15 protein-coding genes and 5 tRNA genes are annotated in these 21,214 nt (G+C 61.7%); 19 read left to right on the plus strand and 1 reads right to left on the minus strand.

The features are described from left to right. Window positions 1-3: 3 nt before the first annotated feature. Window positions 4-1,251 (minus strand): efflux RND transporter periplasmic adaptor subunit, encoded by a 1,248-nt coding sequence (locus KAQ61_RS17825; RefSeq protein WP_420839416.1) that lies wholly within the window; start codon window positions 1,249-1,251, stop codon window positions 4-6. A gap of 201 nt (window positions 1,252-1,452) precedes the next feature. On the opposite strand from KAQ61_RS17825, the gene KAQ61_RS17830 reads away from it, so the two are divergent. From KAQ61_RS17830 to KAQ61_RS17920, 19 genes are all read left to right on the plus strand, one after another. Further along, the gene (locus KAQ61_RS17830; RefSeq protein ID WP_210930015.1) at window positions 1,453-2,097 is read left to right on the plus strand and encodes a TetR family transcriptional regulator; all 645 of its coding nucleotides are present in this window, start codon (window positions 1,453-1,455) and stop codon (window positions 2,095-2,097) included. Between the two features lie 80 nt (window positions 2,098-2,177). After that, window positions 2,178-2,253: transfer RNA gene (locus KAQ61_RS17835), tRNA-Arg, on the plus strand. 68 nt (window positions 2,254-2,321) lie between these two features. After that, window positions 2,322-2,407 (plus strand) — tRNA-Tyr (locus tag KAQ61_RS17840). 56 nt (window positions 2,408-2,463) lie between these two features. Beyond that, window positions 2,464-2,537 (plus strand) — tRNA-Gly (locus tag KAQ61_RS17845). A 30-nt stretch (window positions 2,538-2,567) separates the two neighbouring features. After that, a tRNA-Thr gene (locus KAQ61_RS17850) sits at window positions 2,568-2,642 on the plus strand. Window positions 2,643-2,715: 73 nt separating this feature from the next. Then, window positions 2,716-3,906, plus strand: a complete 1,191-nt coding sequence (tuf, locus tag KAQ61_RS17855; RefSeq protein ID WP_045265651.1) for an elongation factor Tu — start codon at window positions 2,716-2,718, stop codon at window positions 3,904-3,906. Window positions 3,907-3,923: 17 nt separating this feature from the next. After that, window positions 3,924-3,999: transfer RNA gene (locus KAQ61_RS17860), tRNA-Trp, on the plus strand. An 88-nt stretch (window positions 4,000-4,087) separates the two neighbouring features. Beyond that, entirely contained in the window at window positions 4,088-4,471 is a 384-nt protein-coding gene (secE, locus tag KAQ61_RS17865) for a preprotein translocase subunit SecE (protein WP_210930016.1), read from the plus strand. Next, entirely contained in the window at window positions 4,471-5,061 is a 591-nt protein-coding gene (gene nusG / locus KAQ61_RS17870) for a transcription termination/antitermination protein NusG (RefSeq protein ID WP_042413802.1), read from the plus strand. Before secE ends, nusG begins: the two co-directional genes overlap by 1 nt. Window positions 5,062-5,160: 99 nt before the next feature. Continuing rightward, window positions 5,161-5,592, plus strand: coding sequence for a 50S ribosomal protein L11 (rplK, locus tag KAQ61_RS17875; protein WP_042413800.1), 432 nt, complete (start codon window positions 5,161-5,163; stop codon window positions 5,590-5,592). 1 nt (window position 5,593) lies between these two features. Beyond that, window positions 5,594-6,289: a 50S ribosomal protein L1 gene (gene rplA / locus KAQ61_RS17880; protein WP_042413797.1), complete on the plus strand. Its 696-nt coding sequence runs from the start codon at window positions 5,594-5,596 to the stop codon at window positions 6,287-6,289. A gap of 228 nt (window positions 6,290-6,517) precedes the next feature. Then, window positions 6,518-7,045: a 50S ribosomal protein L10 gene (rplJ, locus tag KAQ61_RS17885; protein WP_042413794.1), complete on the plus strand. Its 528-nt coding sequence runs from the start codon at window positions 6,518-6,520 to the stop codon at window positions 7,043-7,045. A 40-nt stretch (window positions 7,046-7,085) separates the two neighbouring features. Next, window positions 7,086-7,463, plus strand: coding sequence for a 50S ribosomal protein L7/L12 (gene rplL, locus KAQ61_RS17890; RefSeq protein WP_042413790.1), 378 nt, complete (start codon window positions 7,086-7,088; stop codon window positions 7,461-7,463). A 280-nt stretch (window positions 7,464-7,743) separates the two neighbouring features. Next, window positions 7,744-11,856 (plus strand): DNA-directed RNA polymerase subunit beta, encoded by a 4,113-nt coding sequence (rpoB, locus tag KAQ61_RS17895; protein ID WP_210930017.1) that lies wholly within the window; start codon window positions 7,744-7,746, stop codon window positions 11,854-11,856. A gap of 121 nt (window positions 11,857-11,977) precedes the next feature. Continuing rightward, a complete protein-coding gene (gene rpoC / locus KAQ61_RS17900) occupies window positions 11,978-16,186 on the plus strand; it encodes a DNA-directed RNA polymerase subunit beta' (RefSeq protein ID WP_210930018.1) in 4,209 nt (1,402 codons plus the stop codon). A 97-nt stretch (window positions 16,187-16,283) separates the two neighbouring features. Next, window positions 16,284-16,868: a LemA family protein gene (locus tag KAQ61_RS17905; RefSeq protein WP_210930019.1), complete on the plus strand. Its 585-nt coding sequence runs from the start codon at window positions 16,284-16,286 to the stop codon at window positions 16,866-16,868. Beyond that, complete coding sequence (rsmB, locus tag KAQ61_RS17910; protein WP_210930020.1) at window positions 16,865-18,247, plus strand: 16S rRNA (cytosine(967)-C(5))-methyltransferase RsmB; 1,383 nt, start codon at window positions 16,865-16,867, stop codon at window positions 18,245-18,247. Before KAQ61_RS17905 ends, rsmB begins: the two co-directional genes overlap by 4 nt. Further along, window positions 18,201-18,887 (plus strand): DUF4390 domain-containing protein, encoded by a 687-nt coding sequence (locus KAQ61_RS17915; protein ID WP_420839352.1) that lies wholly within the window; start codon window positions 18,201-18,203, stop codon window positions 18,885-18,887. Before rsmB ends, KAQ61_RS17915 begins: the two co-directional genes overlap by 47 nt. Window positions 18,888-18,895: 8 nt before the next feature. Next, the gene (locus tag KAQ61_RS17920) at window positions 18,896-21,187 is read left to right on the plus strand and encodes a sensor histidine kinase (protein ID WP_244982942.1); all 2,292 of its coding nucleotides are present in this window, start codon (window positions 18,896-18,898) and stop codon (window positions 21,185-21,187) included. Window positions 21,188-21,214 lie beyond the last annotated feature (27 nt).

Genomic DNA, 21,214 nt, shown 5'->3' on the forward strand with positions numbered 1-21,214 from the left:
TCCTTACTTGTTGTCTGCCTTGGCCGCTTCGGCCGCAGGCGCGGCGGCGGGCTGGGCACCGTTGTCCTTGGCGGCGTCGGGCTGCCATGGCACGGGTTGGACCTTGGGCGCGCCGCGCAGCTTCTGGAAGCCGTCGACCATCACCTGCTCGCCTTGCTTCAGGCCTTCAAGCACCACCCAGTTCGTACCCTTGGCCGAACCGATGCGCACCTTGCGTGGAGCAACCTTGCCTTCGGCATCGACCACCATGACGCTGTCGCCCTGGTCGCTGCGGGTCACGGCCTGCTGGGGCACGAGGATGGCATCGGCTGCCTGGGCCTGCTCCAGGCGCACACGCACGTAGAGGCCGGGCAGCAACTGGCCGCCGGGGTTGGGCACTTCGGCGCGCAGCGTGATCTGGCCCGAGGTGGCGTCCACCGTCAGGTCCGAGAACAGCAGCTTGCCGGTCTGGCCGTATTCCGTGCCGTCGTCCAGCACGATGCGCACGCTGGCCGCATCCTGGCCGCTGACCTTCTTGAGCTGGCCGGCTTCCATGGCGCGGCGCAGGCGCATGACGTCCGAGGCCGACTGCGTGAAGTTCACATAGACGGGATGGATCTGCTGGATGGTGGCCAGTTGGGTGACTTCACCCTGGCCTACCAGCGCACCTTCGGTCACCAGGGCGCGGCCGATGCGGCCCGAGATGGGGGCTGTCACCGAGGCATAGCCCAGGTTGATACGGGCGGTTTCCACGGCGGCCTTGGCCGATGCCAGGTCGGCTTCGGCCTGTTTCTGGGCGGCCACGGCCGTGGTGTAGTCCTGTTTGCTGATGGCATTGGCTTCCACCAGGGGCTTGTAGCGTTCGGTCAGGGCTTTGGCCTGGGCCACCGTGGCTTCGGCGCGGGCCACCGCAGCCTGCGCGCTTTGCAGCGTGGCGCGGTAGGGCGCGGCATCGATTTCGAACAGAGGCTGACCGGCCTTGACGTCGCTGCCTTCGCGGAACAGGCGCTTGAGCAGGATGCCGGAGGCGCGAGCACGGACTTCGGCGGTGCGCGAGGCCTCGACGCGGCCCGGCAGTTCAGTGACCAAGGCCACGTCCGCGGGCTGGGCGACCACCACGCCCACTTGGGGAGCGGGCGCTTCACCGCCTGCATGGCCGGCTGGCTGGTCGCCCTTGCCACAGGCTGTCAATGCCAGGAGAGATGCCAAAGCCAATGCGCCAATCATCGGACGGCGGAGTGCAAAAGGAGGGGGGAAGCGGTTCATGGACATCCTCATGGAAGGGAGAGTGGGCAGCCGTACGGTTGGATGGGACAGATCAGAACAAGAATAGGCCTCTGCACAAAGTGTAAAGGCCGGGTTAGTCTGGAAATTATACATACATACGCGAATGTATAATTAACGACAAGTCATCGCTACCTTGCTGATGTTGGGGGTGATGCGGTGATGATTTTTGCTTGAAAGGGGCGATTTGTGGCTCGTCGTACCAAAGAGGATGCGGAGGCAACGCGCAACAAGTTGCTGGATGCTGCCGCGGAGGTGTTTTTTGCCAAGGGGGTGGCGGGTGCCTCGTTGTCGGAGGTGGCGCAAGCTGCAGGCTTGACGCGAGGTGCCATTTATTGGCACTTCAAGGACAAGGTAGATCTTTTTGATGCCTTGATGCAAAGGACAACTTTGCCGTTCGAGCAGGCGTGGGAGGCTGGCCAAGCCAAGTTCATGCAGCACGGTGCGGTGCTGCCCGAGATCCTGGGTGTTCTGCGCATGGTGTTCAGGTCTGTGAGTACTGACACGGCAACTCGGCGCGTATTTGATATTGCTTTGTACAAGGTTGAGTGTGTGGGTGAGCTCTTGGATGTGCGCCAGCGGCGCATAGAGGGTGCACTTCGGTTTGCGCTGCAGATAGAGCAGGCGTTGGTGTTGGCAGCTCAGCAAGAAGGTGTGTGCTTGCCTGTGTCTGGTCAAAATGCGGCGCGGGGGTTACAGGCTATCTTTGATGGTGTGCTGCATTTCTGGTTGCTGCGGGATGGGCAATCTTTTGATCTGGAGGCGGAGGGGATGCTGGCTGTTGCGCTGTACTTGAAGGGGTTGGGGTTCGATTTGCAAAAAGAAATTGCGTGATTCCCTGAAGCGGCGCAAAAGTGCGGGTTAGAATGCGGGCTGCAGATTTTTTGGTGGTTCGCGTGTAGCGGGTGTCGTTAGCGGCTGTAGCTCAGTGGATAGAGTATTGGCCTCCGAAGCCAAGGGTCGTGGGTTCGATCCCCGCCAGCCGCGCCAAACAAGCTCAAGAAAATACCTAAAAATATTTTTGCGATAAAAAAATCTGCTACAATCTAAATCTCTTCGGAGGGATGCCCGAGTGGCTAAAGGGGGCAGACTGTAAATCTGTTGGCTTACGCCTACGCTGGTTCGAATCCAGCTCCCTCCACCACCTTTCAAGGTGAAGAGATTTAAGCATCGCTTGGCGATGCGCGCAAACCCAGGTTTGCGGGAGTAGTTCAATGGTAGAACCCTAGCCTTCCAAGCTAATGACGCGGGTTCGATTCCCGTCTCCCGCTCCAAGATTCATAAGTTTGCTTGTGCAGACTTATGCCCATGTGGCTCAGTGGTAGAGCACTCCCTTGGTAAGGGAGAGGTCGGCAGTTCGATCCTGCCCATGGGCACCAATTAGTGGTGCTTCTGTGTCAGATGGTTGCGCCGAAACATCGTTAGCATTTGATTTTTTTCGGAGTCGAAAAAATGGCAAAAGAAAAGTTCGAGCGCACCAAGCCCCACGTGAACGTGGGCACCATTGGCCACGTTGACCACGGTAAGACCACCCTGACTGCTGCTATCGCCACCGTGCTGTCCAAGCACTTCGGCGGTGAAGCCAAGGACTACTCGCAGATCGACAACGCGCCTGAAGAAAAGGCCCGTGGTATCACGATCAACACTTCGCACGTCGAGTACGAAACCGCCACTCGCCACTACGCTCACGTGGACTGCCCTGGCCACGCTGACTATGTGAAGAACATGATCACCGGTGCTGCCCAGATGGACGGCGCTATCTTGGTCTGCTCCGCTGCTGACGGCCCCATGCCTCAGACCCGCGAACACATCCTGCTGGCTCGCCAGGTGGGCGTGCCTTACATCATCGTGTTCCTGAACAAGTGCGACATGGTGGACGACGAGGAACTGCTGGAACTGGTGGAAATGGAAGTCCGCGAACTGCTGGACAAGTACGATTTCCCCGGCGACGACACCCCCATCGTGCGTGGTTCCGCCAAGCTTGCTCTGGAAGGCGATCAGTCCGACAAGGGCGAGCCCGCGATCCTGAAGCTGGCTGAAGCTCTGGACTCCTACATCCCCACGCCTGAGCGCGCTGTGGACGGCGCCTTCGTGATGCCTGTGGAAGACGTGTTCTCCATCTCTGGTCGTGGTACCGTGGTGACCGGTCGTATCGAGCGCGGCATCATCAAGGTCGGCGAAGAAATCGAAATCGTCGGTATCAAGGACACCCAGAAGACCACCTGCACGGGCGTGGAAATGTTCCGCAAGCTGCTGGACCAAGGTCAAGCTGGCGACAACGTGGGTCTGCTGCTGCGCGGCACCAAGCGTGAAGACGTGGAGCGCGGCCAAGTGCTGTGCAAGCCCGGCTCCATCAAGCCCCACACCCACTTCACAGCTGAGGTGTACGTGCTGTCCAAGGACGAAGGTGGCCGTCACACGCCTTTCTTCAACAACTACCGTCCTCAGTTCTACTTCCGTACCACGGACGTGACTGGCTCCATCGAGCTGCCCGAAGGCAAGGAAATGGTGATGCCTGGCGACAACGTGTCCATCACTGTGAAGCTGATCGCTCCTATCGCTATGGAAGAAGGTCTGCGCTTCGCTATCCGTGAAGGTGGCCGTACCGTGGGCGCTGGCGTGGTTGCTAAGGTTCTCGCTTAATTAGGTAATTAGGGTTTAGGGGTATAGCTCAATTGGCAGAGCGTCGGTCTCCAAAACCGAAGGTTGTAGGTTCGATTCCTACTGCCCCTGCCACGATGTAGTGGTAACGCTAAGCCCGCCAGAAACTGGCGGGCTTAAGTGTCTTGTGCGGCGACATTGTTCGCAACATATAAAGTGAGATATGGCCACATCGCAAGTAGAAACAGTCAGTACGGGTGCTGACAAGGCCAAGCTGTTTGGCGCTTTGTTTTTGGTGATCGCTGCTGTGGCGGGGTTCTATTTTCTGGCACAGCAAGGTCCATTGGTTCAATGGGGTGTTCTCGTGGCAGGCTTGATTGCTGCTGCTGCGATTTTTTCTGTGTCTGAGCAGGGTAAGCAATTGCTTGCTTTTGGCAAAGATTCCTGGAAAGAAGTCAAAAAAGTAGTGTGGCCAACTCGCAAGGAAAGTTTGCAGATGACCGCCTACGTTTTTGCGTTTGTGGTGGTCATGGCATTGTTCCTGTGGCTGACAGATAAAACGCTTGAATGGGTTCTGTACGATCTCATTTTGGGCTGGAGAAGCTAATGACTGATGCAATCGAACCTGTGTCGGGTGAGGCTGGTGCGACTGCTCCCGTCAATCCGGATCTGCGTTGGTACATTGTCCATGCCTACTCGGGCATGGAGAAGGCTGTAGAGCGCAACATCACCGAGCGCATTCAGCGTGCCGGCATGCAAGATAAGTTTGGTCGTATCTTAGTCCCTACCGAAGAAGTGGTGGAGATGAAGAACGGTCAACGCAAAACAACCGAGCGGCGCTTGTTCCCTGGCTATGTCTTCGTAGAGATGGTCATGGAAGACGATACGTGGCACTTGGTGAAGCACACCAGCAAAGTGACCGGTTTCGTGGGTGGTGCAAAGAATCGTCCTGCTCCGATTTCTGAAGCTGAAGTTCAGAAAATTGTGAACCAAATGCAAGAGGGCTCCGATAAGCCTCGCCACAAGGTGGAGTTCATGGTGGGTGAGCTGGTGCGTGTCAAGGAAGGTCCGTTCACCGACTTCAACGGCAGTGTCGAAGAAGTGAACTACGAGAAGAATCGTCTGCGTGTGTCGGTGGCCATTTTTGGTCGTTCGACGCCCGTGGAGCTGGAGTTCTCTCAGGTTGAAAAAACCTGAGGTACGTTTGATGGCCCCGCGTATTGAAATATTGGGGCTTTAACCCCGGGGAGCCAAATGCATGTGCGTTTGGCGCTATCACCCGTAAGGAGCTAAAACATGGCGAAGAAAATCGTCGGCTTCATCAAGCTGCAAGTGCCAGCTGGTAAGGCCAACCCATCCCCTCCAATCGGTCCTGCGCTGGGTCAGCGTGGTCTGAACATCATGGAATTCTGCAAGGCATTCAATGCGCAGACCCAAGGTGTTGAGCCCGGCCTGCCTCTGCCTGTGGTGATCACAGCGTTTGCTGACAAGAGCTTCACTTTTGTCATCAAGACACCTCCTGCCACCGTGCTGATCAAGAAGGCCATCAAGCTGGACAAGGGTTCCTCGAACCCTCTGAAGGCCAAGGTCGGCAAGATCACCCGCGAACAGCTGGAAGAAATTGCCAAGACCAAGCTGAAGGACATGAACGCTGCTGACGTTGACGCCGCCGTGCGCACGCTGGCGGGTTCTGCTCGTTCGATGGGCGTGATCGTGGAGGGTTTGTAAAATGGCCAAGTTGACCAAGAAGCAAAAAGCCCTGCAGGGCAAGGTGGACTCCACCAAGCTGTACGCCTTTGCTGACGCCGTGGCGCTGGTGAAGGATGCTGCAACTGCCAAGTTCGACGAATCCATCGACGTGGCCGTGCAGCTGGGTGTGGATGCCAAGAAGTCGGATCAAGTGGTGCGCGGCGCTGTGGTGTTGCCTCACGGTACTGGCAAGACCACCCGCGTGGCCGTGTTTGCCCAAGGCGCCAAGGCTGAAGAAGCCAAGGCCGCTGGTGCAGATGTGGTTGGTATGGACGACCTGGCTGCCATGGTCAAGGCTGGTGACATGCCCTTTGACATCGTGATCGCTGCGCCCGATGCAATGCGTATCGTGGGTCAGCTGGGCCAGATCCTGGGTCCCCGTGGCCTGATGCCCAACCCCAAGGTTGGTACTGTGACTCCTGATGTTGCCACGGCCGTGAAGAACGCCAAGGCAGGTCAAGTGCAGTTCCGCGTGGACAAGGCCGGTATCATCCACTCTACGATTGGCCGTCGCTCGTTCGACAACGACAAGCTGCAAGGCAACCTGGCTGCTCTGATTGATGCCTTGAACAAGGCCAAGCCTGCTTCCAGCAAGGGCCTGTACCTGCGCAAGGTGGCGGTTTCCTCCACCATGGGTGTGGGTGTTCGCGTCGACACGCAATCCATCGCAGCTTAATTGCTAGAATATTCGGCTTGCTAGAAATAGCGAGCCGATGTGGTGGGCTACGCCGCTGTTTACAGCGGCGTAGGTCATCCAAGACCGCTGGTGTGGCTTGCCACTTAATACTTCCAGCGCAGATGGCGATCCCGCTGCAGATGGATGAATGTCCCTCTAACAGTTGGTCGCTGCAACAAGAGCGCGCGTACCGGGGCAACCGGGTATGCGCATTTGAAGGAGTAGACCTTGAGTCTGAATCGCAGTGAGAAAGAAGCGGTCATCAATGAAGTGACCAGCCTCGCCGCTAAAGCTCAAACGCTTGTGATCGCGGAATACCGTGGCATCACGGTCGCCGACATGACCAAACTGCGTTCCGATGCACGCAGCAAGGGTGTGAGCCTGAGCGTGTTGAAGAACACCCTGGCACGCCGTGCTGTGGCTGGTAGCGCGTTTGAAGTGGTGGCTGACCAGATGACTGGTCCCCTGATCTATGGCTTCTCTGAAGACGCAGTGGCTGCCGCCAAGGTGGTGGCCGACTTCGCGAAGACCAACGACAAGTTGGTGATTCGCGGTGGCGCGTTTTCGGGCAAGGCCCTGGACGTGAACGGCGTGAAGCAGCTGGCAAACATCCCCTCGAAGGAAGTTCTGCTGGCCCAAGTGTGTGGCTTGCTCATGTCGCCTATGTCGCGTACAGCCGTGGTGCTGGGCGCGCTGGCCGCAAAGAAGAGCGAAGGCGCAGAGCAACCTGCCGCCGAAGAAGCCGCTGCAGCTTAATTGCGGCAACAAACAACCAACAAATTGTTAGGAAATTAACATGGCATTCGATAAAGACGCATTCTTGACCGCCCTGGACAGCATGACTGTTCTGGAACTGAACGACCTGGTCAAGGCCATTGAAGAGAAGTTTGGCGTGAGCGCTGCCGCTATGGCCGCTCCTGCTGCTGCTGGCGCTGGCGCCGGTGCTGCCGCTGCTGAAGAAAAGACCGAGTTCAACGTGGTGCTGGCTGAAGCCGGTTCCAACAAGGTTGCCGTGATCAAGGCCGTGCGCGAAATCACCGGTCTGGGTCTGAAGGAAGCCAAGGACCTGGTGGACGGCGCTCCTAAGGTCGTGAAGGAAGCCGCTCCTAAGGCTGACGCTGAAGCTGCTGTGAAGAAGCTGACCGAAGCCGGTGCTAAGGCTGAACTGAAGTAATTCAGTCCATTCCTGGGGCTGGAGTGTCTGAAAAGGCACTCCAGCCTTTGGTGCTTGTGGATAAGGTATTTGAGAGCACACCAGAAAGCCTGTTGCCGACAGTTTTTCTAGTGTCTTCTGACAACCCGACAGCAGAAGATGCCTTGGTTCGGGCGATGTGCAATGCATCGCCGTCAGCCATGGTTGGTAGTGGCCAACCGCCAAGCCAGTGAAAGTGTGTGACTTTTTGCTGGACAGTGTCGTCGCAGACCCAGGACTCATGTCTTTGCCCGGAGATCTCATGGCCTATTCTTACACCGAACGCAAGCGAATTCGCAAGAGTTTCGGCAGCCGCGACAGCGTGCTCGAAGTGCCTTACCTGCTGCAGATGCAAAAAGATGCCTATACCGCATTCCTGCAAGCAGACGTAGCCCCCAAGAAACGTACGATGGAAGGCCTGCAAGCGGCCTTTGAATCGGCATTCCCCATCGTCTCCCACAACGGTTTTGTGGAGATGAAGTTTGTTGAATACAACCTGGCCAAGCCTGCGTTCGACGTGCGTGAGTGCCAGACCCGTGGTCTGACCTTCGCCTCGGCCGTGCGCGCCAAGGTGCAACTGATCATTTATGACCGCGAGTCCTCCACGGCCCAGTCCAAGGTGGTCAAGGAAGTGAAGGAGCAAGAGGTCTACATGGGCGAAGTGCCCCTGATGACCGACAAGGGCTCGTTCATCATCAACGGCACGGAACGCGTGATCGTGTCCCAGCTGCACCGCTCGCCTGGCGTGTTCTTCGAACACGACAAGGGCAAGACCCACAGCTCCGGCAAGCTGCTGTTCTCGGCGCGCATCATTCCTTACCGCGGCTCCTGGCTGGACTTCGAGTTCGACCCCAAGGACCTGCTGTACTTCCGCGTCGACCGTCGCCGCAAGATGCCCGTGTCGATCCTGCTGAAGGCCATCGGCATGAACCCCGAGCAGATCCTGGCGCACTTCTTCGTCAACGACAACTTCCGTCTGATGGACAGCGGCGCACAAATGGAATTTGTGGCCGACCGTCTGCGCGGCGAAGTGGCGCGTTTCGACATCACCGACAAGTCGGGCAAGGTCGTGGTCGCCAAGGACAAGCGCATCACCGCGCGCCACACCCGTGAACTGGAACAGTCCGGCACCAAGTACGTCAGCGTGCCCGAAGACTTCCTGATCGGCCGTGTGCTGGCCAAGAACATCATTGACCCTGACACTGGCGAAATCATCGCCAAGGCCAATGAAGAGCTGACCGAAGCGCTGCTGAAGAAGCTGCGCAGCGCCGGCATCCAGGACGTGCAGTGCATCTACACGAACGAACTGGACCAGGGCGCCTACATCTCGCAGACCCTGCGCACCGATGAAACCGTGGATGAGTTCGCTGCCCGCGTCGCCATCTACCGCATGATGCGTCCTGGCGAGCCTCCGACCGAGGACGCCGTGCAGGCCCTGTTCCACCGCCTGTTCTACAACGCTGACACCTACGACCTGTCGCGCGTGGGCCGCATGAAGTTCAATGCCCGCGTGGGCCGCGACGGTGCGACCGGCGCCATGGTGCTGTCCAACGAAGACATCCTGGCCGTGGTCAAGCTGCTGGTGGACCTGCGCAACGGCAAGGGCGAAGTCGACGACATCGACCACCTGGGCAACCGCCGCGTGCGTTGCGTGGGCGAACTGGCCGAAAACCAGTACCGCACCGGTCTGGCACGTATCGAAAAGGCTGTGAAGGAACGTCTGGGTCAGGCCGAGCAAGAGCCTCTGATGCCCCACGATCTGATCAACTCCAAGCCCATCTCTGCGGCCCTGAAGGAGTTCTTCGGTGCCTCGCAGCTGTCGCAGTTCATGGACCAGACCAATCCCCTGGCCGAAATCACGCACAAGCGCCGTGTTTCCGCCCTGGGCCCAGGTGGTCTGACCCGCGAACGTGCCGGCTTCGAAGTGCGTGACGTGCACGTGACCCACTACGGCCGCGTCTGCCCGATCGAAACGCCTGAAGGTCCGAACATTGGTCTGATCAACTCGCTGGCCCTGTACGCCCGCCTGAACGAGTACGGTTTCATCGAAACCCCGTACCGCCGTGTGGTGGATGGCAAGGTGACGATGGAAATCGACTACCTGTCGGCCATCGAAGAAGGCAAGTACATCATCGCCCAGGCCAACGCCGAGCTGGACGCCGAAGGCCGTCTGGTGGGCGAGCTGGTGTCGGCGCGTGAAAAGGGTGAATCGACCCTGCTGTCGCCCGAGCGCGTGCAGTACATGGACGTGTCGCCCGCACAGATCGTGTCGGTGGCCGCCTCGCTGATTCCGTTCCTGGAGCACGACGACGCGAACCGCGCGTTGATGGGTGCCAACATGTCGCGCCAGGCCGTGCCTGTGCTGCGTCCCGAAAAGCCCATGGTGGGTACTGGTATCGAGCGCGTGGCCGCGGTCGACTCCGGCACCGTGGTGACAGCCCGCCGTGGCGGCACCGTCGACTACGTGGATGCGACCCGCATCGTGATCCGCGTGAACGACGCGGAAGCCGTGGCCGGTGAAGTCGGTGTGGACATCTACAACCTGATCAAGTACCAGCGTTCCAACCAGAACACCAACATCCACCAGCGTCCCGTGGTCAAGCGCGGCGATGTGCTGGCCAAGGGTGACGTGATTGCCGACGGTGCATCGACCGACCTGGGCGAAATCGCCATTGGTCAGAACATGCTGATCGCCTTCATGCCCTGGAACGGCTACAACTTCGAAGACTCGATCCTGATCTCCGAACGCGTGGTGGCCGAAGACCGCTACACCTCGATCCACATCGAGGAACTGGTGGTCATGGCCCGTGACACCAAGCTGGGCGCCGAAGAAATCACGCGCGACATTCCGAACCTGTCGGAACAGCAGCTGAACCGTCTGGACGAGTCCGGCATCATCTACGTCGGCGCCGAAGTGCAGCCCGGCGACACGCTGGTCGGCAAGGTCACGCCCAAGGGCGAAACCACGCTGACGCCCGAAGAGAAGCTGCTGCGCGCCATCTTCGGCGAGAAGGCGTCCGACGTGAAGGACACCTCGCTGCGTGTGGACCAGGGTTCGTCCGGCACCGTGATCGACGTGCAGGTCTTCACCCGTGAAGGCATCCAGCGCGACAAGCGCGCCCAGCAGATCATTGACGATGAGCTGAAGCGCTTCCGCCTGGACCTGAACGACCAGCTGCGCATCGTCGAGGCCGACGCCTTCGACCGTATCGAGAAGCTGCTGATCGGCCGCACCGCCAACGGTGGCCCCAACAAGCTGGCCAAGGGCGCCAAGCTGGACAAGGCCTACCTGGACAGCGTGGAGAAGTTCCACTGGTTCGACATCCGTCCTGCGGAAGACGAACTGGCCGCCCAGCTGGAGTCCATCAAGAACTCCCTGGAGCAGACCCGCCACGAATTCGACCTGGCCTTCGAAGAGAAGCGCAAGAAGTTGACCCAGGGCGACGAGCTGCCTGCTGGCGTGCTGAAGATGGTCAAGGTCTACCTGGCCGTCAAGCGCCGCCTGCAGCCTGGTGACAAGATGGCCGGCCGCCACGGTAACAAGGGTGTGGTCTCCAAGATCGTTCCGGTCGAAGACATGCCTTACCTGGCCGACGGCACCACCGCCGACATCGTGCTGAACCCGCTGGGCGTGCCTTCGCGTATGAACATCGGTCAGGTGCTGGAAGTGCACTTGGGCTGGGCCGGCAAGGGCCTGGGCCAGCGCATCGGCGACATGCTGCGTGACGAAGCTGCGGTGGCCGAAGTGCGCGCCTTCCTGGAAGAGGTCTACAACTCGCGTGGCCGCAAGGAAGACCTGTCGCTGCTGAGCGATGCCGACGTGCTGAACATGGCCGAAAACCTGAAGACCGGTGTGCCGTTCGCGACCCCCGTGTTTGACGGCGCTTCCGAGCAGGAAATCAAGGACATGCTGAAGCTGGCGTATCCGGACGATCTGAAGGCGCGCAAGGGCCTGACCGAGACCCGCACGCAGGCTTACCTGTTCGACGGCCGCACCGGCGAGCAGTTCGAGCGTCCCACGACCATCGGCTACATGCACTACCTGAAGCTGCACCACTTGGTCGACGACAAGATGCACGCCCGTTCCACCGGTCCTTACTCGCTGGTGACGCAACAGCCTCTGGGCGGTAAGGCCCAGTTCGGTGGTCAGCGTTTCGGTGAAATGGAAGTGTGGGCGCTGGAAGCTTACGGCGCCGCCTACGTGCTGCAGGAAATGCTGACGGTGAAGTCCGACGACGTGGTGGGCCGTACCAAGGTGTACGAATCCATCGTGAAGGGCGAACATGCGATCGAAGCCGGTATGCCCGAATCGTTCAACGTGCTGGTCAAGGAAATTCGTTCCCTGGGCCTGGACATCGAACTCGAACGTACCTAAGGCCTTAAAGAAAGTGAGCGTCTAGCGCTTGTTGATCAAGAGTTTGCAAGGGTTTCGATATTGAAATCCTTGCACTCCAAGCGCTGGCAGCTATAAATTTTGTGAAAAGGGAAAGAGTTACATGAAATCGCTACTCGACCTGTTCAAGCAATTCACGCCGGATGAGCATTTCGATGCCATCAAGATCGGCATGGCTTCGCCCGAGAAAATTCGTTCCTGGTCTTTCGGTGAGGTGAAGAAGCCCGAGACCATCAACTACCGTACGTTCAAGCCCGAGCGCGACGGCCTGTTCTGCGCCAAGATTTTTGGTCCCATCAAGGACTACGAATGCCTGTGCGGCAAGTACAAGCGCCTGAAGCACCGTGGTGTGATCTGCGAAAAGTGCGGCGTGGAAGTCACCCAGACCAAGGTGCGTCGCGAACGCATGGGTCACATCGACCTGGCCGCGCCCTGCGCCCACATCTGGTTCCTGAAGTCGCTGCCTTCGCGTCTGGGTCTGGTGCTGGACATGACGCTGCGCGACATCGAACGCGTGCTGTACTTTGAAGCATACGTGGTGACCGACCCCGGCATGACCCCGCTGAAGAAGTTCAGCATCATGTCCGAGGACGACTACGACGCCAAGCAGCAAGAGTTCGGCTACGACGAATTCACGGCCAAGATGGGCGCCGAAGGTATCAAGGACCTGCTGGAATCCATCGACATCGACAGCGAGATCGAGCGCCTGCGTGGCGACCTGACCGGCTCCGAAGTCAAGGTCAAGAAGAACGCCAAGCGCCTGAAGCTGCTGGAAGCGTTCAAGAAGTCCGGCATCAAGCCCGAGTGGATGGTGCTGGAAGTGCTGCCCGTGCTGCCCCCGGACCTGCGTCCCCTGGTGCCCCTGGACGGCGGCCGCTTCGCGACCTCCGACCTGAACGACCTGTACCGCCGCGTCATCAACCGCAACTCGCGTCTGCGTCGCCTGCTGGAGCTGAAGGCCCCTGAAATCATCGCGCGCAACGAAAAGCGCATGCTGCAGGAAGCCGTGGACTCGCTGCTGGACAACGGTCGCCGTGGCAAGGCCATGACGGGCGCCAACAAGCGTGCCCTGAAGTCGCTGGCCGACATGATCAAGGGCAAGAGCGGTCGTTTCCGCCAGAACTTGCTGGGCAAGCGCGTGGACTACTCCGGTCGTTCCGTGATCACCGTGGGTCCTTACCTCAAGCTGCACCAGTGCGGTCTGCCCAAGCTGATGGCCCTGGAGCTGTTCAAGCCCTTCATCTTCTCGCGCCTCGAGGCCATGGGCATCGCCACGACCATCAAGGCCGCGAAGAAGGAAGTCGAATCCGGCACCCCCGTGGTCTGGGACATCCTGGAAGAGGTCATCAAGGAACACCCCGTGATGCTGAACCGTGCGCCTACGCTGCACCGTTTGGGCATCCAGGCGTTCGAGCCCATCCTGATCGAAGGCAAGGCCATCCAGCTGCACCCCCTCGTCTGCGCGGCCTTCAACGCCGACTTCGACGGTGACCAGATGGCTGTGCACGTGCCCCTGTCGGTGGAAGCACAGATGGAAGCCCGCACGCTGATGCTGGCCTCCAACAACGTGCTGTTCCCCGCTTCGGGCGAACCTTCCATCGTGCCTTCGCAGGACGTGGTGCTGGGCCTGTACCACGCCACCCGCGACAAGATCAACGGCAAGGGCGAAGGCATGGTGTTCGTGGACACCAACGAAGTGCAACGCGCCCTGGACGCTGGTGAAGTCGAGCTGCACGCCAAGATCAGCGTGCGCCTGCCCGAGTGGACCAAGGACAAGGAAAGCGGCGAATTCGTCAAGAGCCTGAGCCTGGTGGAAACCACCGTGGGTCGCGCCCTGCTGTCCGAGATCCTGCCCAAGGGCCTGCCGTTCAGCCACATGAACAAGGCGCTGAAGAAGAAGGAGATCTCCAAGCTGATCAACTCCTCCTTCCGCAAGTGCGGTCTGAAGGCCACCGTGGTGTTCGCCGACAAGCTGCTGCAAAACGGCTTCCGCCTGTCGACGCACGCCGGCTTCTCGGTGTCCATCGACGACATGCTGGTGCCTCCGCAAAAGGCCGAGATCCTGGCCCGCGCCGAGTCCGAAGTGAAGGAAATCGAGCAGCAGTACGTCTCGGGTCTGGTGACCTCCGGCGAGCGCTACAACAAGGTGGTGGACATCTGGGGCAAGGCCGGTGACGACGTGTCCAAGGTGATGATGGACCAGCTCAAGGTCCAGAAGACCATCGACCGCCACGGCCACGAAGTGGACCAGGAGTCGTTCAACGCCATCTACATGATGGCCGACTCCGGCGCCCGGGGTTCTGCAGCGCAGATCCGTCAGCTGGCCGGTATGCGTGGCCTGATGGCCAAGCCCGATGGCTCGATCATCGAGACACCCATCACCGCGAACTTCCGCGAAGGCCTGAACGTTCTGCAGTACTTCATCTCGACCCACGGTGCCCGTAAGGGTCTGGCCGACACGGCGTTGAAGACCGCGAACTCGGGTTACCTGACGCGTCGTCTGGTGGACGTCACGCAAGACCTGGTCGTGACCGAACAGGACTGCGGCACCTCCAACGGCTATCTGATGCGCGCCATCGTCGAAGGCGGTGAAGTGATCGAATCCCTGCGCGACCGCGTGCTGGGCCGCTCGACCGCCGAAGACGTGCTGCACCCCGAGAACCGTTCCGTGCTGCTGCCTGCCGGCACCCTGCTCAACGAAGACCTGATCGAAGAGCTGGAAGCCCAGGGCGTGGACGAGATCAAGGTGCGCACCGCGCTGACCTGCGAAACCCGCTACGGCCTGTGCGCCACCTGCTACGGCCGTGACCTGGGTCGCGGCGGCATGGTGAACCTGGGCGAAGCCGTGGGTGTGATCGCTGCGCAGTCCATCGGTGAACCCGGTACCCAGCTGACCATGCGTACCTTCCACATCGGTGGTGCCGCGTCGCGCGCTGCCATCGCCTCGAGTGTGGAAGCCAAGTCCAACGGCACGATCGGCTTCAACGCCACGATGCGCTATGTGACCAACACCAAGGGTGAACTGGTGGTGATTTCCCGCTCCGGCGAAATCGTCATCAGCGACAACGGTCGCGAGCGTGAGCGTCACAAGGTGCCTTATGGCGCCATCCTGACGATCAAGGCCGACCAGGCCATCAAGGCCGGCACGATCCTGGCGAACTGGGATCCGCTGACCCGCCCCATCATTACCGAATACGCCGGCCAGGTGAAATTCGAGAACGTGGAAGAAGGCCTGACCGTGGCCAAGCAGGTGGACGATGTGACCGGTCTGTCGACCCTGGTCGTGATCGACCCCAAGCGCCGTGGTTCTGCCAAGGTGGTGCGTCCCCAGGTCAAGCTGATCGACGCCAACAACCAGGAAGTCAAGATCCCCGGCACCGACCACTCGGTGACGATCGGCTTCCAGGTGGGCGCGCTGATCCAGGTGCGCGACGGCCAGGACGTGGGCCCCGGCGAAGTGCTGGCCCGTATCCCCGTCGAAGGTCAGAAGACCCGCGACATTACCGGTGGTCTGCCCCGTGTGGCCGAGCTGTTCGAAGCCCGTACGCCCAAGGACAAGGGCACGCTGGCCGAGATGACCGGTACCGTGTCCTTTGGTAAGGAAACCAAGGGCAAGGTCCGCCTGCAGATCACCGATCTGGAAGGCAAGGTCTGGGAAGAGCTGGTGCCCAAGGAGCGCAACATCCTGGTCCACGAAGGCCAAGTGGTGAACAAGGGTGAGCTGATCGTGGACGGCCCCGCCGATCCACAGGACATCCTGCGCCTGCTGGGTATCGAGGAACTGTCGCGCTACATCGTGGACGAAGTGCAGGACGTGTACCGTCTGCAGGGCGTGAAGATCAACGACAAGCACATCGAGGTGATCGTTCGCCAGATGCTGCGTCGTGTGGTGGTCGAGAACATCGGCGAGTCCACCTACATCGCTGGCGAGCAGGTGGAGCGTTCCGAGATCCTCAACACCAACGAAGCGCTGCAGGCCCAAGGCAAGATCCCTGCCACGTACTCCAACGTGCTGCTGGGTATCACCAAGGCCTCGCTGTCGACCGACTCGTTCATCTCTGCGGCGTCCTTCCAGGAAACCACCCGCGTGCTGACCGAAGCGGCGATCATGGGCAAGCGCGACGAGCTGCGCGGCCTGAAGGAAAACGTGATCGTGGGTCGCCTGATCCCTGCCGGTACCGGCCTGGCCTACCACCAGGCCCGCAAGGCCAAGGACGCCATGGACGACGCCGAGCGCCGTGCCATCGCCGAAGCCGAAGCGGCTGAAATGGCCGGTGATGTCGAGGCTTCCGCCGAAGACAGCGCTGCCTAAGCGACGCGTGGCCTGAGACCAGGCCCGTGCTCCACGCTCCCTACTTGCCTGCGGGTGGGTAGGGAGCGTTTTTATTGCTCCTCGCTACACTGCGCCTATGTGGATTTTGTCGCTGGAATGGCTGTCGCTGGCCATCACCGTGTTTTGGGTGGCGGGCGCCTGGAAGCGCTTGCAGCGCTTGCGCACCACCTGCAAGAGTGCCTTTGCGGCACTGGATGCACAGTTCGTGCTCGCCCTGGAATGGCTGCGCACCTACGCGCGCGCCGAAGCGGGGGAGGGCGCCGAGGCCTCGGCCCAGCATGCCCGCCACGCCCTGCTGCCCAGCGCCGATTTGCTGGAGCTGGCCTTGCAGCAGGCGCGCCAGCACCCGCTGCGGCCCGAGGCGATTGCCGCGCTGGACAGCGCCTGGCAAAGCCTGCAGGTGGCCTGGCAGGCCTATGCGCAGCTGTGCCCCGAGCCCCAGGGCGGTGAGGGGGCCGAGGCGCCGCCTGCTGGCCCGCAGGACTGGGGCCAACTGATGGTGGTGCAGCGCCACTGCACGGCGCAGTTCAATGCGGCCGTGGAGGATTACAACCGTGCGATCGGGCAATTCCCGGCCTGGGTGCTGGCACGCATCCTGGGCATGAAGCCTGGCCGCAGCTTTCAACAAGACGCTGCGCTTTTGATGCAGCAGACGGCATGACGCGAAAAATTTTTCCAGACACGGCCCCGGCCGCACAGGCGGCGGCGCCCATTCCCTTGTGGCAGCAGCTGGCGCTGGTGGCCCAGGGCCTGCAGATGATCCTGTCCGGCCAGTCGGGCACTGCCGCGGTGGCGGCCGCCCCGGCACGCTTGCGCCCCGGGGTGCAGGCCCTGTTGTTCCAGGTGCTGCGCCAGCTGGGACGGGCCCAGGCGCTGCGCAAGCAGCTGGCACCCAAGGCCCCACCGGCCAAGGTGGATGCCCTGCTGTGCACGGCCCTGGCCCTGGCCTGGGACACGGCACAGGCCCCGTACGAGCCCTTCACCCTGGTCAACCAGACGGTGGAGGCGGCCAAGCGCGGCAGCCTGCAGCGCCAGGCCGGCTTCCTGAATGCCTGCTTGCGCCGTTTCCTGCGCGAGCGTGATGCCCTGGTGGCCGCCACCGACGGCGACCCGGTGGCACGCTGGAACCATCCGCAATGGTGGATTGATCGCTTGAAGGCCGATCACCCGCAGGACTGGCAGCGCATCCTGCAGGCCAACAATGCGCACGCGCCCATGAGCTTGCGGGTGAATCGACAAAAAAGCACTCCAGCCCAATACCAGCAAGCGCTGACAGCTATACATATCGATAGCCGTGTGTTCGGCGCCGATGGCGTGGAGCTGGCCCAGCCCCAGGCGGTGCAGGCCCTGCCGGGGTTTGCCGAAGGGGTGGTGTCGGTGCAGGACGGTGCGGCGCAGCTGGCGGCCCCGCTGTTGCTGCAGGGCCTGGATCTGGACCAGCCCTTGCAGGTGCTGGACGCCTGCGCGGCCCCCGGCGGCAAGACCGCCCACCTGCTGGAGTTCGCCGGGGCGGCCTCGCCCCTGCAGGTGACGGCCCTGGAGGTGGATGCCGAGCGCAGTGCCCGCATCCACGACACCCTGCAACGCACCGGCCTGCAGGACCATGCCAAGGTGCTGGTGGCCGATGCGGGCCAGCCCGCGCAGTGGTGGCAGCAGGCCAACGGTGGCCAGCTGTTCGACGCCATCTTGCTGGATGCGCCGTGCACCGCCTCCGGCATCGTGCGCCGCCATCCCGATGTGCGCTGGCTGCGCCGGGACAGCGATGTGGCGCAGTTGGCGGCCATCCAGGCGCAGATCCTGGATGCGCTGTGGCCCCTGCTCCAAGCCGGCGGACGCCTGTTGTACTGCACCTGCTCGGTCTTCAAGGCCGAGGGCGATGCGCAGATTCAAGCGTTTCTTGCGCGCAACAGCCAGGCGCAGTTATTGGCGTCTCCCGGGCATTTAATTCCGGGAATTCCGGCGCAGGCCGGTCAGCTCCCGGACAATGGCGCGGGTGACCACGACGGCTTCTTCTACGCCCTGCTGCAAAAACACGCCTGACGCCCTGCCTGCGCACGGGCAGCAGCGCCGTGCGTTGGCGCTGGCCGTGCTGGCCACCGGGGCGGGCATGGCCTGCGCATCTGCGGCCTGGGCCCAGTCGGGCGAGCCGGCCGCCAGCGCCTCGGCGCCATCGGCCGTGCAGTTGCAGCGCGAAGGGGGCAGCCTGCTGCTGACGGCCAGCCTGCCCTGGTCGCTGCCCGAGCTGGTGCTGGATGCGCTGCTCAAAGGCATTCCCGTGCATTTCGTGGCCGAAGTGAACATGGTGCGCGAGCGCTGGTACTGGAGCGACCAGGAGCTGCTCAGCGCCCAGCGCTACATGCGCCTGAGCTACCAGCCCCTGACGCGGCGCTGGCGCCTGTACACCGGCAGCCAGCCGTTCGAAGGGCAGGGCTTTGGCGCGGCGCTGTCCAGTTCCTTCGAGGGCCTGCAGGAAGCCCTGCAGGCCATGCAGCGCATCGTGCGCTGGCACATCGGCCCGGCGGCCGAGCTGCCGAGCCAGGGCGAGGCCGTGCTGCAGCTGCGCTTCCGGATCGATATTTCGCAGTTTCCGCGTCCCCTGCAGATCGGTGCCTTGGGCCGTTCGGGCTGGAACCTGCTGGTCACGCACACCGAGCGCGTGGACCTGGGCGTTTTGCAATGAGGTCCTCCATGGACGCTTCCGTTTCCGCGAGCCGCAAATCCACCCGCTGGGCCCTGGGGGTGGCCGGTGCCGTGATGTGTGCCCTCGGCCTGATCCTGCTGTTCTTGCTGATGCAGGCGACCAATAACCGGGAGCTGTACGAGCGGCATTACGCCTGGCTGTTCGGGCTGAACGTGCTGGTGGCGGCGGCGTTGCTGGTGGTGCTGCTGTGGATGGGCGTGCGCCTGGCCGTGCGCTGGCGCCAGCGCAAGTTCGGCAGCCGCCTGCTGTTCAAGCTGGCCGCCATCTTTGCCCTGGTGGGCGTGGTGCCCGGCTTGCTGATCTATGTGGTGTCCTACCAGTTTGTGTCGCGCTCGATCGAGAGCTGGTTTGACGTCAAGGTGGAAGGGGCGCTGAGCGCCGGGGTGAACCTCGCCAGCGTGACGCTGGAGACGATCGCCAACGACATGGCCAACAACACCCGCTCGGCCAGCCAGCAACTGGCCCAGGTGCCGGATGCCGCGGCGGGCCTGGTGCTGGAGCGCATCCGCGAGCAGCTGGGTGCGACCGACGTCATCCTCTGGAACAGCGCGGGCGTAGCGGTGGCCAGCGCCGGGACGTCGCTGCTGGAGCTGGCGCCGGAGCGCCCCAGCGCGCAGCAACTGCGCAGCCTGCGCGCCGGCTTGAAACCCATGGCCAGCATCGAAGGTCTGGACGAGGTGGCCGCCACCAAGGCGCGCGACAACGTGCAGGCGGTGTACGTCAAAACCCTGGCGCTGGTGACCAATCTGCGCTGGGAATTCCGTGGGGAACAACGCTTTCTGCAGGCCTCCATTCCCTTGCCCAGCGCGCTGGTGACCAATGCCCTGGCGGTACAGGATGCCAACCGCGAGTACCAGGAGCGCGCCCTGGCCCGGCAGGGGCTGCAGCGCATGTACATCGGCACGCTGACGCTGAGCCTGTTCCTGGCGGTGTTTGGCGCGGTGCTGCTGGCCGTGCTGCTGGGCAATCAGCTGGCGCGGCCGCTGCTGGTGCTGGCGCAGGGCGTGCGCGATGTGGCGCGTGGCGACCTGACGCCCAAGATGGCCCTGCAGACCCAGGACGAGCTGGGCGGGCTGACGCGCTCCTTTGCCCTGATGACGCAGCAGCTGCTGGATGCCCGCATGGCGGTCGACAAGAGCATGGGCGAGGTCAAGGCGGCGCGCACCAACCTGCAGACCATTCTGGACAACCTGACGTCCGGTGTGCTGGTGTTGGACGATGCTTGGCACGTGCTGTCCATCAATCCCAGCGCCACGCGCATCCTGCGCATGCCGATGGCGGTGTACATGGGGCGCAGGCTGGACGAAGTGCCCAGTCTGCAGGTGATGGCTGACATGGTGCGCGAGCAGTTTGCGCTGTTCCTCGGGGACAGGGGGGGCGATGCCGGGCGCGACCGCTGGCAGCAGGTACTGGAGCTGCCGTTCCACCAGGATGCCGACCCGCAAGGCGGCGAAGTGCCGCACGACAAGACGACACTGGTTGTGCGGGGCGCCGAATTGCCGCAGTCGCGTCGCCTGATCGTGTTTGACGATATTTCGGAAATCGTATCGGCCCAGCGTTCCAAGGCCTGGGCCGAGGTGGCGCGTCGCGTGGCACATGAAATCAAGAACCCGCTCACGCCCATCCAGCTGTCGGCCGAGCGCCTGGCACTGAAGCTCAACGACAAGCTCGAACCGGTGGACCAGGCCCTGCTCAACCGCTCGGTGAAGACCATCGTTGACCAGGTGGGTGCGATGCTGCGGCTGGTCAACGAGTTTCGCGACTATGCTCGGCTGCCGGCGGCCGAGTTGCAGCCCCTGGACCTGAACGCGCTGGTGCTGGAGTTGCTGCAGCTGTATGGCGAGGAGAATGCCGAGGTGTCGGTCCAGGCCAAGCTGGATCCACACTGTCCCTGGATTGCCGGGGACACACAGCAGTTGCGCCAAGTCATCCACAACCTGCTGCAAAACGCGCAAGATGCGACGCTGCAGCAGGCGCAGGCCCTGGGGGTGGCGCCCGTGCCCGTGGAAATTTCCACGCAATGGGTGGAAAGCAGCAAACGCGTGCGCCTGTCGATCTGCGACAGTGGCACAGGCTTTGCACCCCACATCCTGCAGCGCGCCTTCGAACCCTATGTCACGACCAAGGTGCGAGGCACAGGACTGGGGCTGGCCGTGGTGAAGAAAATTGCCGACGAACACGGCGCACGGATTGATTTGACAAACCGTTTGGAGGGGGGCTTGGTGAAAGGCGCGCAAGTGTCGCTATCATTTGTCCCCATAAACACCGAGGCACCGTGAGAGGCGGTGAACCTGAAACCTGTAAGC

Origin of the sequence: Comamonas aquatica (genome assembly GCF_018064205.1) — a bacterium.
GTDB lineage: Bacteria > Pseudomonadota > Gammaproteobacteria > Burkholderiales > Burkholderiaceae_C > Comamonas > Comamonas aquatica.